At 72.2% G+C, this 12,673-nt stretch carries 12 protein-coding genes and 1 pseudogene; 7 read left to right on the top strand and 6 right to left on the bottom strand.

Going from position 1 to position 12,673, the window contains the following annotated elements:
- Positions 1–5: 5 nt before the first annotated feature.
- Together ACFQSB_RS27270 and ACFQSB_RS27265 are read right to left on the bottom strand one after the other, a co-directional pair.
- Positions 6–227 carry a helix-turn-helix domain-containing protein gene (locus ACFQSB_RS27270; RefSeq protein ID WP_354840300.1) on the bottom strand — a complete coding sequence of 74 codons (222 nt, stop codon included), beginning with the start codon at positions 225–227 and terminating at the stop codon, positions 6–8.
- Positions 227–712: a DUF2975 domain-containing protein gene (locus ACFQSB_RS27265; protein ID WP_380829770.1), complete on the bottom strand. Its 486-nt coding sequence runs from the start codon at positions 710–712 to the stop codon at positions 227–229. The genes ACFQSB_RS27270 and ACFQSB_RS27265 overlap by 1 nt, the downstream gene beginning before the upstream one ends.
- Before the next feature lie 262 nt (positions 713–974).
- On the opposite strand from ACFQSB_RS27265, the gene ACFQSB_RS27260 reads away from it, so the two are divergent.
- Complete coding sequence (locus tag ACFQSB_RS27260) at positions 975–1,103, top strand: hypothetical protein (protein ID WP_380829769.1); 129 nt, start codon at positions 975–977, stop codon at positions 1,101–1,103.
- A gap of 419 nt (positions 1,104–1,522) precedes the next feature.
- On the opposite strand, the pseudogene ACFQSB_RS27255 reads toward ACFQSB_RS27260, so the two are convergent.
- Both ACFQSB_RS27255 and ACFQSB_RS27250 read right to left on the bottom strand, forming a co-directional pair.
- A pseudogene (locus ACFQSB_RS27255) lies at positions 1,523–2,065 on the bottom strand (Clp protease N-terminal domain-containing protein); the annotation flags it as partial.
- 1 nt (position 2,066) lies between these two features.
- Positions 2,067–2,300 (bottom strand): RNA polymerase subunit sigma-70, encoded by a 234-nt coding sequence (locus tag ACFQSB_RS27250; RefSeq protein WP_354840311.1) that lies wholly within the window; start codon positions 2,298–2,300, stop codon positions 2,067–2,069.
- Positions 2,301–2,476: 176 nt separating this feature from the next.
- Between ACFQSB_RS27250 and ACFQSB_RS27245 the strand changes: the two genes are divergently transcribed.
- Both ACFQSB_RS27245 and ACFQSB_RS27240 read left to right on the top strand, forming a co-directional pair.
- Positions 2,477–4,168 (top strand): ABC transporter transmembrane domain-containing protein, encoded by a 1,692-nt coding sequence (locus ACFQSB_RS27245; RefSeq protein ID WP_380829768.1) that lies wholly within the window; start codon positions 2,477–2,479, stop codon positions 4,166–4,168.
- Position 4,169: 1 nt separating this feature from the next.
- On the top strand, positions 4,170–5,948 hold the full coding sequence (locus ACFQSB_RS27240; protein ID WP_380829767.1) for an ABC transporter ATP-binding protein: 1,779 nt from the start codon (positions 4,170–4,172) through the stop codon (positions 5,946–5,948).
- An 86-nt stretch (positions 5,949–6,034) separates the two neighbouring features.
- Here the strand turns inward: ACFQSB_RS27240 and ACFQSB_RS27235 are convergent, their stop codons facing one another.
- Both ACFQSB_RS27235 and ACFQSB_RS27230 read right to left on the bottom strand, forming a co-directional pair.
- Positions 6,035–7,402, bottom strand: a complete 1,368-nt coding sequence (locus ACFQSB_RS27235; RefSeq protein WP_380829766.1) for a pectinesterase family protein — start codon at positions 7,400–7,402, stop codon at positions 6,035–6,037.
- 291 nt (positions 7,403–7,693) lie between these two features.
- Positions 7,694–9,757 (bottom strand): S9 family peptidase, encoded by a 2,064-nt coding sequence (locus ACFQSB_RS27230; RefSeq protein ID WP_380829765.1) that lies wholly within the window; start codon positions 9,755–9,757, stop codon positions 7,694–7,696.
- Positions 9,758–9,824: 67 nt separating this feature from the next.
- Here ACFQSB_RS27230 and mshB point away from each other — a divergent pair, with 67 nt between their 5' ends.
- From mshB to ACFQSB_RS27210, 4 genes are read left to right on the top strand one after another with little or no spacing between them, the layout of a single operon-like run.
- Positions 9,825–10,730, top strand: coding sequence for an N-acetyl-1-D-myo-inositol-2-amino-2-deoxy-alpha-D-glucopyranoside deacetylase (mshB, locus tag ACFQSB_RS27225; protein WP_380829764.1), 906 nt, complete (start codon positions 9,825–9,827; stop codon positions 10,728–10,730).
- A gap of 10 nt (positions 10,731–10,740) precedes the next feature.
- A complete protein-coding gene (locus ACFQSB_RS27220; protein WP_380829763.1) occupies positions 10,741–11,643 on the top strand; it encodes a DUF6113 family protein in 903 nt (300 codons plus the stop codon).
- 10 nt (positions 11,644–11,653) lie between these two features.
- Positions 11,654–12,160: a flavin reductase family protein gene (locus ACFQSB_RS27215; protein WP_380829762.1), complete on the top strand. Its 507-nt coding sequence runs from the start codon at positions 11,654–11,656 to the stop codon at positions 12,158–12,160.
- A gap of 14 nt (positions 12,161–12,174) precedes the next feature.
- Positions 12,175–12,600 (top strand): hypothetical protein, encoded by a 426-nt coding sequence (locus ACFQSB_RS27210; protein ID WP_380829761.1) that lies wholly within the window; start codon positions 12,175–12,177, stop codon positions 12,598–12,600.
- Positions 12,601–12,673: the final 73 nt, after the last annotated feature.

The following is a 12,673-nucleotide window of genomic DNA, read 5'->3' as shown; positions in this document are numbered from 1 at the left end:
GCAGGTCATCCGCCCGCGGCGTCCTCGGCCTCCCAGCGCAGCAGGTCGCCCGGCTGGCACTCGAGCACCTCGCAGAGGGCGGCGAGCGTGGTGAAGCGCACCGCCTTGGCGCGGCCGTTCTTCAGTACCGCCAGGTTGGCGGGGGTGATCCCGACGCGGTCGGCGAGTTCGCCCACCGACATCTTCCGCTTGGCCAGCATCACGTCGATGTCGACGGCGATCGGCATCAGATCACCTCGTCCAGCTCGGCCTGCATCCGCGCCGCTTCGACGTCGCGCGCGACGGCCTGGGCGAGCAGCATCCGCAGCACGAGCACGATGAGCGCGACCCCCAGGATCGCCAGGCCGACCCCGCCCATGATGACGGTGACGCCCGGGTCGTCCCGCTGGCCCGGCGCGTTGATGGCCGTGACCGCGAACCACAGGAGGGCGGCCGCCACGATCGCGCCGATCACGGCGTCCACGTACCGGAAGGCGGCGTGGGAGAACACGGTTCCGCGTCGCACCATCGCCAGCAGCCGCCATACGCAGACCAGGGCGACCTGGACCGACACCATGCCCAGGATCGCGATCACGCGCAGCGGGGTCAGCGGGAGCGACCCCTCCTCCGGGTCGGTGGCCAAGGCCCACACCATCCCTGCCTGCACCAGCACGGTGCCTGCGAGCAGCACCGCGAGCACGGCGCGAAGCGCGCGCACCGCCAGCTTTCCCATGACCCGTCCTCCCATCGAGTTACGATGGGAATCTATCGAATGTCGATAGATGAGGCAAGGGTGGGCTGGAGGCCGGCGGCGGCCTCCGCGTCGTGGCGGGACGCCGCCGCCCCCGAAGCCCTGGGCCGCCCCGCGGGGTGGCAGGAAGTGGTCAACGCGGTGCAGTTTGCTGCCGCTGAATCGTCTGTTCCGGGGGCTCGCGATGCCGGAGAGTTGTTCTCACAAGGACAGAACAGAACAACTCAGAGAAAAGAGATTCGAAATGACCGCCACCGTTTTCTCCGCCGCCACCGCCGCCCGTTCCGCCGGCACCACCTGGGACTCGTACTCGCGCACCGCGGGCACCACTTGGGACGGTTACTCCCGCGCCGCCGGAACCACCTGGGACTGAGAGACCGTCTTAACCGCAGACGACCTGGAGCGACTTCTCGATAAAAACGAAAATAGATTCACCGCGGCGATGGCGACCGCGAACCGGACCTCTTTCCTCAAGCCTCCGCCGAACCAAGCGCATCGCGCGATTCCCGGGACATCTGACATCCGGACGAAGTTTCCGGCTCCCGGACGACGGCGACGGCAGGCGTCGAAGCCACGAATGACGAGAACGCCGAATTCCGTGACGGCGGGAATCGTGGCCATCACCTTCTTGTCCCGCCCCCTCGCTTTCCTCCGGCCGTCCGCCGGCCGAACCCCCCAGGCCCTCGAGGCCGTCCGGCCACCGTCGCGTCGAGCCGGCGAGGTGCGACGAGGGGCAGGCGGCGGTGGCGTTCACAGGCGGCGGTGGCGTCCAGTTCAGTTCAGTTCGGCGCGGATCTCCTGGCGCAGGGCGGTGAAGTCGATGCCGGCGTCGGCTATGACGCGGGCGGCCAGGCCGTCGCCCTCGCGGAGCAGGCCGAGGAGGATGTGGCCGTCGCCGATGTAGTTGTGGCCCAGGTTGATGGCCTCGCGCAGCGACAGTTCGAGCACCTTCTTGGCCCGTGGGCTGAAGGGGATGTGCCCGCCCAGGCGCCGTGTGGGGCGCTTCCGGTCGCGGTCCAGGGCTCCGGGGCCGAAGGCGGCCTCGACCTTCTGGCGTATCGCGTCGAGGTCGATGCCGATCGACTCCAGCGCGTCGGCGTCGATGTCGTCCCTGCCGTCGCCGGGGTGCGACCCCAGGACGCGGGCCACCGCGTCGCCCGCCGTGTCGTGGTCGAGGCCGTGGCGGGCCAGTACCCGCGCGGTGACCGAGCCGGTCTGGGCGAGCAGCCCGAGCAGGACGTGCTCGGTTCCGATCTTGTCGTGGTGGAGGACGGTGGCCTCGTGCTGGGCGCGGACCACGGCCTGCCGGGCGTCGGCATGGAACCGTTCGAACATCTCATTTCTCCCGTCTTAGCAGTCCGCGGCCGCCCGCGTACTTCTTGTGGACCGCCTGCCTGGTGACGCCGAGCAGGACCGCGATCTCCTGCCAGGTCCAGCCCTGTTCGCGGGCGTTGTCGACCTGGAGTGCCTCGAGTCGCTCGACCAGAATCCGCAGCGCCCGCACGGCACGCAGGCCGACGGACGGATCGCGGCTGCCGGCGTCGGAGGCCAGCTGTGCCGTATCGCTCATAGCCGTCAATATAGGTTGACACGGCGTGGCGTGTCAACAGTGGTTGACGACCTGCCGAAAAGTGGAAGATCTATTGCGCACATCGGGGACGGTGCGGGGTTTTGGCTGGTGGCCCCGCAAGACGGCCGGAAAATCGATTGCCGAGCGGGGTCCCCGGCTGGAAGCCTGGAAAGGCCATGCGCTCCCTTCCCGTCGCCGATCCCGGCGTTCCCGATGCCCGCAGTCCGATCCGGTACCTGTGGTGGGTGGCGCGTGGGCAGGCGGGCCCCGTGTGCGTCGGCGTGGGCTACGCGATTCTGTGGTGGCTCAGCCAGGCCCTGGTCCCGCTGACGCTGGGCAAGGCCATCGACAGCCTCACCGCCGACGACACCGGCGGCCTGGTCCGCTGGTCGGCCATACTGCTCGGCCTCGGCGTCCTCACCGCCTTCGGCGGAGTGATGCGCCACCGCATGGCCGTCTACAACTGGCTGGCCGCCGCCTACCGCACGGTGCAGGTCACCGTCCGCCAGGCCACCCGGCTCGGCCCCACCCTGCCGAAGCTGCTGTCCACCGGCGAGGTGATCAGCGTCGGCAACTCCGACATCGCCCACATCGGCAACACCGTGGACATCCTGCTGCGCGGCGTCGGCGCCGTCGTCGCGATCGGCGCGGTGACGATCATCCTCCTGGTCACCTCCCCGCAGCTCGGCCTCATCGTCCTGGTCGGCGTGCCGCTGATGGCCGTGGCGCTCGCCCCACTGCTCCGCCCGCTGCACCGCAGGCAGCACCGCCAGCGCGACCTGCAGGGCGACCTGGCGACCCGGGCCTCCGACATCGTCGCCGGCCTGCGGGTGCTGCGCGGCATCGGCGGCGAGGCCGTGTTCGCCGGCCGCTACCGCGAGGAGTCCCAGGGGGTGCGCGAGGCCGGGGTGCGCGTGGCCTCGGTCGACTCCGCCATGGACGGCGCCCAGGTTCTGCTGCCCGGCATGCTCATCGCCTTCGTCACCTGGCGCGGCGCCCACTACGCCCTCGACGGCACGATCACCGTGGGCCAGCTCGTCGCCTTCTACGGCTACGCGCTGTTCCTGGTCGGCCCGCTGCGCACGCTCACCGAGGCCGCCGACAAGATGACCAAGGGGCACGTCGCCGCCCGCAGGGTCGTCCGCATCCTGTCACTGGAGCCCGAGGTCGCGGGCGCCGGCACGGCCACCGCCGAGGGGGGCGACCTGGTGGACGCCGCCTCGGGCGTGGTGCTGCGCGCCGGGCGGTTCACCGCCCTGGCCGGCGCGGTCCCCGAGGAGGTCATCGCCGTGGCGGAGCGGCTCGGCCACTACGTCGCGGCCGACGTCACCTTCGGCGGCGTGCCCCTGGGCGACCTGGCCACCGAGGAGGTCCGCCGCCGCATCCTGGTGGCCGACAACGCGGCGCGGCTGTTCAGCGGGCGCCTGCGCGACCAGCTCGACGTCGCCGGCCGCGGCTCGCAGGACGAGATGCGCGCGGCCCTGCGCGTCGCCTGCGCCGAGGACATCGTCGACGCCCTGCCCGACGGTCTGGACTCGCACGTCGCCGAGGCCGGACGCGAGTTCTCCGGCGGCCAGCAGCAGCGGCTGCGCCTGGCCCGCGCCCTGCTCGCCGACCCCGAGGTGCTCATCCTGGTCGACCCGACCAGCGCCGTGGACGCCCACACCGAGGCCCGCGTCGCCGAGAGGCTCGGCGAGGCCCGCCTGGGCCGCACGACGCTGGTCTGCACCACCAGCCCGCTCGTGCTCGACCAGGCGGACACCGTGATCTTCCTGGAGGACGGCCGCGTGCGCGCCGAGGGTTCCCACCGCTTCCTGCTGGCTTCCGACCCCGAGTACGCCGCGACCGTGACCCGCGGGGAGAGCTGACATGAGCGCCCAGAGACAGATCCTGCCCGTCGCCGACCAGGCCCAGGTGCGGGCCTACGCGCGGCGGCTGACGCTGAAGTACCCCGGCCGGCTGGCGCTGGCCCTGGGCCTGCACGGCCTGGCCGCCGTCGCCGGGCTCGCCGGGCCCCGGTTCCTCGGCGAGCTGGTCGAGGACGTGCGCGCCGGCACGGGCGCCGACATCGACGCGATCGCGCTGGCCATCGCCGGGTTCGTCGTCCTGCAGGCCGTGCTGATCCGCTACGCCGTCTACGCCTCGGCCAAGCTGGGCGAGAAGGTCCTGGCCGAGCTGCGCGAGGAGTTCGTCGACCGCGTCCTGGCCCTGCCGCTGTCCACGGTGGAGCGCGCCGGCTCCGGCGACCTGATCACCCGGACGTCGCGCGACGTCGACGCGCTGTCGCGCACCGTGCGCCACGCCGTCCCCGAGACGCTGATCGCCGTGGTCGCCGGGGCGTTCGTGATCGGCGCCCTCGCGCTGGTCGGGCCGCTGCTGGTGCTGCCGTCGCTGGTCGCCGTGCCTCTGCTGTGGTACTCCACCCGGTGGTACCTCAAGCGGGCCAGGGACGGCTACCTGCGCGAGAACGCCGCGTACGCCGAGATCACCGAGGGCCTGACCGAGACCGTGGAGGGCGCGCGGACGGTCGAGGCGTTCGGCCTGCAGGGCCGCCGCCACGAGCGCACCGACCGCGACATCGCGCGGTCGTGGGCCGCCGAACGGTACACACTGGGCCTGCGCACGGTGTGGTTCCCCACCGTCGAGTTCGGCTACGTGCTGCCCATCGTGGCCACGCTGCTGGCAGGCGGGCTGTTCTACCTGCGCGGGTGGGTCGACCTGGCCCAGGTGACCGCGGCCACCCTGTACGTCCAGCAGCTCATCGACCCGCTCGACCGGCTGCTGTCCTGGGTGGACGAGCTCCAGGTCGGCGGGGCGTCCATGGCCCGGCTGCTCGGCGTGGCGAACGTCCCCGACGACCGCAGCGCCGGCGCCGCGCGTCCCGAGGGCGAACGGCTGGCCGCCCAGGACGTCCGGTACGCCTACCGCGAGGGCCACGACGTGCTGCACGGCGTATCTCTGCAGGTGGCCCCCGGGGAGCGGCTGGCCATGGTGGGCCCGTCCGGCGCGGGCAAGTCCACGCTGGGCCGCCTGCTGGCCGGCATCCACGGCCCGCGCACCGGTTCGGTGCGGGTCGGCGGCGTCCCGCTGGTCGAGCTTCCGCTGGACGAGCTGCGCGGGCACGTCGCCCTGGTCACCCAGGAGCACCACGTGTTCCGCGGCACGCTGCGCGACAACGTGCTCATCGGACGACCGGACGCCGGCGACGAGGCCGTCGAGGAGGCGCTCTCGGCGGTGGACGCCCTCGAATGGGTGCGGGCGCTGCCGGACGGCCTGGACACCGCCGTGGGCTCCGGCGGCGTCACGGTGTCGCCCGCGCAGGCCCAGCAGGTCGCGCTCGCCCGGCTGGTGCTCGCCGACCCGCACACGCTGGTGCTGGACGAGGCCACCTCGCTGATCGACCCGCGCGCCGCCCGCCACCTGGAACGCTCGCTCGCCGCCGTCCTCGCGGGCCGCACCGTGATCGCCATCGCCCACCGGCTGTACACGGCGCACGACGCCGACCGCGTCGCCGTCGTCGAGGACGGCCGCGTCAGCGAGCTGGGCTCCCACGATGAGCTCGTCGCCGCGCAGGGCGCCTACGCCGCCCTCTGGGAGAGCTGGCACGGCGCCTCCCGCCAGCCCGCCGAGCCGGGCGGGGCCCGGTGACCGGGGGCGGTCCGGTCACCGGGTGATCTCCTGCCCGGCGCGGCGATGCCCGCCGCCCCGCCGGGAGCCGTCCGCGGGTTCTCCGGTCAGCCGATGGGGTTCCAGCCGTCGGATCCGGCGAGATACCGCTGCGGGGTGTAGTTGGCCGCCTGGGAGTCGGCGAGCTGGGGACGGTTGGAGTTCGTCCCGGCCCCCGCGCCGGTGTTCCGGTATTCGAGGAACCGCGCGGTCTTCCATGAGTTGCCGGACATGTCGGTCCAGGGCTGCGCGGTCTTGATGGTCGCGCTGAGCGAGGACTCCCGGTAGAGCACCTGGGCGTCGGGCCCCCAGGGCCGTCCCAGGTTGGTGGTGTTGCCGGTGGCGCCGGTGATCCGGGACTTGTAGATCAGCAGGCCGTAGGTCTTGGAGGCCGCGGTGCGGGCCGCGGTGAGCGGACCGCCGGTGCTGCGCTTCTCGTAGATGTCGCAGTTGTCGAACACGGCGGTGCCGCCGCCGAAGATGAAGTCGACCGTGCCCTCGACGTAGGAGCCTCTGACGTACGCGCGGGCGGAGTCGTTGACCAGCAGGGTGTCCTGGTCGCCGAGCAGCCGGACGTTCGTCAGGGTCGTGCGGTCGGAGTCCAGGCGCAACGCGACGGCCTGCTGGTCGACCGTGCTGCCGTTCTCGGTGTAGTCGTTGGAGACGGTCAGGTTGGTCGCGGTGAAGTCGCGGGCGGACACGATGGCGGTGTAGCTGCTGAAGGTGCCGCCGCTGCCGGCCGCCGACCGGTTGTTCACGATCACGGTGTTCGCGGGCGAGGAGCCCAGGCCCTGCAGGGTGACGTACGGCTTGTTCACCGTGACGATCTCACGGTAGGTGCCGGGCTTGATGGTGATGGTGACCCTGCTGGTGTTGTTCGACGGGACGGCGTTGATGGCCGCCTGCACGGTCCGGTACTTCCCGGTGCCGTCCGACGCCACGGTCGGCTGACCGCCTGGCGAGGGGGTGGGCGTCGGCGTGGGTGTCGGCGTGGGTGTCGGCGTGGGGGTGGGCGTCGGGGTCGGGGTGGTGGGCGAGCCGGTGCAGGCGGTGCCGTTGAGGGTGAAGGCCGCGGGGACGGGGTTGGAACCGGTCGAGGTTCCGTTGAAGCCGAAGGCGGTGGAGGCCCCGGTGGCCAGTGACCCGTTGTAGGAGACGTTGGAGGCGGTCACGTCGCCGCCGCTCTGGGTGATGGAGGCGTTCCATCCCTGGAGGACGGTCTGGCCGGCGTCGAAGGACCACTTCAGCTGCCAGCCGGAGATGGGATCGCCCAGGTTGGTGATCGTGACGTCCGCGCTGAACCCGTAGCCCCACTGCGCGGTGATGGCGTAGGACACCCGGCATCCTGCCGCGGCCGACGCGTGCGGCGGCAGCAGGACCGAGGCCGAACATACGGCGGCCAGCGCTCCGCCGGCCGACAGCAACCGCTTCAGCATCATGTGGCCTGTACCCCTTTCCCTGCGAAGTCGGAGGCGCGGGGGGAGCTAAGCCGATTAAATTGGGTTAGTCAACAAAGTAACGGCACGTCACTCCGCGGGAGGGATCCATCTCCCGGCGTGCTAGCTGCGGTTTTAAGTACGGACGCGCGCCCGGTCACCGTCCACGGCGGGCGAAACGTTCATCGCCGGAGTCGTCGTGACGCCGGTGCGGCACTCCCTCCGGAGACCGGAGGGATTCCGCCGGGCAGGCCCCCTTTCCGGGGGAGGGCCCGCCCGGCGGCCACGGGGTCAGGCGCCCAGGGACTTCTTGAGGAAGTCGACCTGGAGGTGCAGGAGGTTCTCCGCGACGACCTCCTGCGGGGTCATGTGAGTGACGCCCGACAGCGGCAGCACGATGTGCGGACGCCCCGCGGCCAGCAGCGCCGACGACAGGCGCAGCGTGTGGGCCGCCACCACGTTGTCGTCGGCCAGGCCGTGGATGAGCAGCAGCGGCCGGGACAACTTCTCGGCGTCGGGCATCAGCGAGGTCTGCTCGTACACCTCCGGCCGCTCGGCGGGGTGGCCGAGGTACCGCTCGGTGTAGGCGGTGTCGTACAGGCTCCAGTCGGTGACCGGGGCGCCGGCGATGGCCGCGTGGAACACATCAGGGCGGCGCAGCACGGCCAGCGCCGCCAGGTAGCCGCCGAACGACCAGCCCTTGATGGCGACCCGGTCCAGGTCCAGGTCGTCGGGGTAGAGCCGGGCGGCGCCGTGCAGCGCGTCCACCTGGTCTTCGAGCACCGGGCCCGGCACGTTGTGCAGGATCTCGCGCTCGAACGCCGGCCCGCGGCCCGGCGTGCCGCGGCCGTCGGCCACGATCACCGCGAAGCCCTGGTCGGCGAACCACTGCGGCTCCAGGAAGATGCGGCCGTTGGCCATGACGCGCTGCGCGTGCGGCCCGCCGTAGGGGTCCATCAGGACGGGCAGCCGCCGCGAGCCGGGCACGTGCCCGCTGGGCAACAGGACGGCGGTGGCCAGGTCGCGCTCACCCGTGCGCACCAGTGAGACGCGCGGCTCCAGCCGGGGACGCTCGGCCAGCGAGGCGATGTGCAGGCGCTGCTCGCCGCGCCGGATTTGGACGGTGGTGCCCGGACCGTCCAGGGTCTGGGAGGCGATGAGCAGGGTGCCCGCGGTGAGCCGGCCGTTGTGCACGCCGGGCTCGGTGGTGAGCGGGGTGATCGCGCCGGCCGACCACGTCCACAGGTGGATCTCGGTCGGGTCGCCGCTCGCGCGGAACAGCACGGTGCCGCCGTCGACGCCGAGCACGTCCCGCACCTGCAGGGTCGGCGGGGTCACCGGGGCGTCGCCGACGATCAGGCGCCGTCCGCCGTCGGCGTCGGCCACCCACACCAGCGTGCCGTCCCCCAGCCGCGCGGGGACCCCGCCGACGACGTCCACCCACGCCTCGTCGGTGTCCTCGCGCACGAGCGTGGCCGCTCCGGTGGCCGGGTCGACGGACCAGAGCCTGATCGCCTTCTGGTCGCGGGGCATGGTGACGATCGACGGCCCGAAGCGGTCCCAGGAGGCGTTCACCAGGTACTCGTCCTCGAACGGGACGGGCACGCGCGAGCCGTCCAGCCCGAGGATCACCAGCTCCACCGTCGCGTTGGCCGTGCCGGCGGCGGGATAGGCGACGGCGGTGGGGGTGCGGCCGGGGTTGGCCGGATCGGCGATGTGCCACACCTGGACGGGCGACTCGTCGGCGCGTTCGGCCAGCAGCGCCGTGCCGTCAGGCGACCACCAGTGGCCGCGCATGCGGTCGAGCTCCTCGGCGGCGATGAACTCGGCCAGGCCGTAGGTGACGTTCTCGGCCTCGGGCGCGGCCAGCGCGCGGTCGGCGCCGGTGGCGACCTCCTGCACGCGCAGCGCGCCGCCGGTCACGTACGCGACCGTGGAGCCGTCGGGGGACAGGCGCGGGTCGATCACCGGCCCGGGCGTTTCGAGCCGGCGCACCGTGCCCGACGGCAGGTCGGCGAGGTAGAGCCCGCCGGACAGCGCGAACGCCGCCGAGGTCACGGCGGCGTCGGTGGCGTAGGCGACGACGCCGCCCGCCTGCTCCCTGGCCCGCTCGCGCCGGGCCCGCTCCTCGGCCGGCAGGTCCTCGTCGGCGGCGCCGAGGTCGGCGGGGTCCACCACCAGGCGCTCGGCGCGGGAGGTGAGGTCGAGCTCCCACAGGCACGTCACGGGGTCGGTGCCCGACCGGCTGCGCAGGAAGGCGACACGGCCGCCGTCAGGGGAGATCGTGAACCCACGGGGCGCTCCCAGCGTGAAACGGCGGGTCCTTGCGTAAAGACGGGGAAAGCTCTCACTCATGCCCTCATCCTGCCAGGTGGGCTCAGGGCATCGCCGTTCTGTCGGTCGGGTTGGCTAGCCTTCGGGCATGACAGATCGTCGATTGCTGCTCGTGCACGCCCACCCCGACGACGAGACCAGCGGCACGGGCGCCACGATGGCGAAGTACGCCGCCGAGGGCGCCCATGTCACCTTGGTCACCTGCACCCTCGGCGAAGAGGGTGAGATCGTCGTGCCCGATCTGGCCCATCTCGCCGCCGGCAAGGAAGACCGGCTCGGCGAGCACCGCATCGGCGAGCTCGAGGCCGCCTGCAAGGCGCTGGGCGTCGAAGACCACCGTTTCCTCGGCGGCGCCGGCCGCTGGCGCGACTCCGGCATGATGGGCGAACCCACCAACGACAACCCCTCCTGTTTCTGGCGTGCCGATCTCGACGAGGCGGCCGGCGAGCTGGTGAAGACCATCCGCGAGGTCCGGCCGCAGGTGCTGGTGACCTACGACGAGAACGGCTTCTACGGCCACCCTGACCACATCCAGGCTCACCGCGTCGCCTGGCGGGCCTTCGAGCTGGCCGCCGACGCCTCCTTCGGCGAGGGCGAGCCCTGGCAGGTCGCGAAGTTCTACATCACGGCCATGTCCAAGTCGTCCCTGCGCAAGGTCGGCGAGGCGATGCGCGAGGCCGGCGTCGAGTTCTTCGCCGACGATGTGGAGGACATCCCCTTCGGGTCCGCGGACTCCGAGATCACCACGGTGATCGACGCCCGCGCGTACGGCCCGGCCAAGCTGGAGGCCATGCGGGCCCACCGCTCCCAGATCGACCTCACCGCGCCGTGGTTCGTGGTGTCCCAGAAGGCCGGCGAGGGAGCGCTCGGCGTCGAGCACTACATCCTCACGGCCGGCGTCCGCGGCCCGGCGGGGCGGGCGCTGCCGGAGGAGGAGGGCGGGCTCGGCGAGCCGGGCGACCGCGAAGACGATCTCTTCGCGGGCATCGGCTAGCCTTCGGAACATGGACGAAGAGCAGGACAAGGCCGACCCATCGCGCCAGGCCAGGGCCGATGCCCGCCGCCCCGGCGACCGGGCCGAGGCCGACGTCCTGCGCTCCGGCGCCCGGGCCGACGCCGACGTGCCGCGTGCGGGCGACCGGGCTGACGCCGACGTCCTGCGGTCCGGTGATCAGGCTGAGGCCGACGTGGCGCGTGCGGGCGGCCACTCAGGGGGCGACACTCCCCACCCCGTCCCCGACGGCCCCGACGGCCCCGGCACCCCCGGCACCCCCGGCACCCCCGGCACCCCGGGCACCCCCGGCGTTCCGGGCGGCGGTCCGGGAGATGTTCATGTCCCCACGGGTGGGCCCGGGGGAGCGTGGGTTCCTCCTGGTGGTCAAGGGCCCGTCGGTGGGGTCGCGGTGCAGGGGGAGTGGCCGCAGGGGGCCGAGTCCTGGACCGAGAGGTGGCGGGAGGGGTACCCGCCGGAGGCCGAGCCCAGTGCCGTGGTCACCGGCGCCGCCTACGGCATGCTGTTCGTGCTCGGTGCCGTCTACGGCGTGGTGTCCGGCCTGCAGCACTCGTGGGGCATCGGCGATCTCGTGCCGCCTGTCCCGATCGTCCTGTCGCTGATCCTGTTCGGTCTGCTGTACGGGGCGGGCCGGCTGATGGGCACCAAGCTGAGCGCCTTCGTCACCGGCATGGGGTGGATGCTCATCGCGCTGGTCTTCGCGATCAAGCAGCCCGAGGGCGATCTCATCGTGGCGGCCACGCCGGCCGGCTACTGGTATCTCGGCGGCGGGGCCATCGCCCTGGTGGTCGCGGTCCTGATGATCCCCTCGTCGGGCTCCTGGCTGCTGCGCCCGGGGCCGTTCGGCGGTGGCAACGCGCGCCCCATGAACATCTCGGATGGTATGTCCGCATAAGCTGGCCAGCGTGCATCAGGGACCCGCGGAGAACCGTCTCGATCAAGAGGTCTTCCGCAAGGTCACCGGCCGCTTCGCCACCGGCGTCGCCATCGCCACCACGCTGTCCGGCGGCGTCGACCACGCCATGACGGTCAACTCCTTCTCTTCGGTCTCCCTGGAACCCCTGCTGGTGCTGATCTGCGTCGAGAAGATCGCCAGATTCCACGCCGCCGTGCTGGACGCGGGGGTTTTCGGCATCTCGATTCTCGGCCAGGACGGGGAGGACGCCTCGCGGGCCTTCGCCACCCGCGGCCTCACGCTGGAACGGCAGCTCCACCGCTGGTCCCACCGGCGCGGCTCGCTCGGACTGGCCCTGTTCGACAGCGCCATCGCGACGCTGGAGTGCCGGACGACGGCCGTGCACGAGGCGGGCGACCATTCCATCGTGGTGGGCGGCGTCGTCTCTGCGGACCTGCCCCGGGACGTCGCGCCGCTGCTGTTCCACCAGGGCCGCTACCACCGTCCGGGCGGCTGAGCGACAATCGAGGCATGCGCGGTCGGCACCGGGCGAGGCAGGTCGTCAACTACGTCAACCTGTCGACGCCGCTCGGGTTGCTCATCGCCGTGGCCGGGCGGGCCCGGGTGCGGCGTGGCGAGCACGGCCTGTTGTACGCGCACGGGTACCGCATCCGCTTTCCGGTCGCGGGGGCCTTCACCGTGGGCAACGTGGTGGTGACGGCCCAGGAGGAGGGCTGTCTGACCGGCGCCCTGCTCCGGCACGAGGCGCGGCACGCCACCCAGTACGCCTTCTGCGTCGGCCTGCCCATGCTGCTGCTGTACGTGCTGGCGGCCGGGTTCTCCCTGGTCGTCTGCGGCCACTACGCCTCGTGGAATCCGTTCGAGCGGCTCGCCGATCTGGACGAGGGCGGATACCCGAGGCACCCGGCCCGATGGCGAAGGCGCACCCTGGAGTGAGAGGAAGCCCGCTTCGGCGGGAATGTCAGTAGATGACATATCGGGGAGGAAGCCTGCGCAGGCGGGAACGTTA

It is taken from the genome of Sphaerisporangium rhizosphaerae, assembly GCF_042665155.1.
Lineage (GTDB): Bacteria > Actinomycetota > Actinomycetes > Streptosporangiales > Streptosporangiaceae > Sphaerisporangium > Sphaerisporangium rhizosphaerae.
The sequence above is the reverse complement of the archived record's forward strand: the minus strand, read 5'-3'. Positions and strand labels throughout refer to the sequence as shown.

Coding starts and splice junctions, on each gene's coding strand:
- ACFQSB_RS27210 (WP_380829761.1), top strand. CDS start 12,175: ATGCGCGGTCGGCACCGGGCGAGGCAGGTCGTCAACTACGTCAACCTG.
- ACFQSB_RS27265 (WP_380829770.1), bottom strand. CDS start 712: ATGGGAAAGCTGGCGGTGCGCGCGCTTCGCGCCGTGCTCGCGGTGCTG.
- ACFQSB_RS27235 (WP_380829766.1), bottom strand. CDS start 7,402: ATGCTGAAGCGGTTGCTGTCGGCCGGCGGAGCGCTGGCCGCCGTATGT.
- ACFQSB_RS27240 (WP_380829767.1), top strand. CDS start 4,170: ATGAGCGCCCAGAGACAGATCCTGCCCGTCGCCGACCAGGCCCAGGTG.
- mshB (WP_380829764.1), top strand. CDS start 9,825: ATGACAGATCGTCGATTGCTGCTCGTGCACGCCCACCCCGACGACGAG.
- ACFQSB_RS27245 (WP_380829768.1), top strand. CDS start 2,477: ATGCGCTCCCTTCCCGTCGCCGATCCCGGCGTTCCCGATGCCCGCAGT.
- ACFQSB_RS27260 (WP_380829769.1), top strand. CDS start 975: ATGACCGCCACCGTTTTCTCCGCCGCCACCGCCGCCCGTTCCGCCGGC.
- ACFQSB_RS27250 (WP_354840311.1), bottom strand. CDS start 2,300: ATGAGCGATACGGCACAGCTGGCCTCCGACGCCGGCAGCCGCGATCCG.
- ACFQSB_RS27230 (WP_380829765.1), bottom strand. CDS start 9,757: ATGAGTGAGAGCTTTCCCCGTCTTTACGCAAGGACCCGCCGTTTCACG.
- ACFQSB_RS27270 (WP_354840300.1), bottom strand. CDS start 227: ATGCCGATCGCCGTCGACATCGACGTGATGCTGGCCAAGCGGAAGATG.
- ACFQSB_RS27220 (WP_380829763.1), top strand. CDS start 10,741: ATGGACGAAGAGCAGGACAAGGCCGACCCATCGCGCCAGGCCAGGGCC.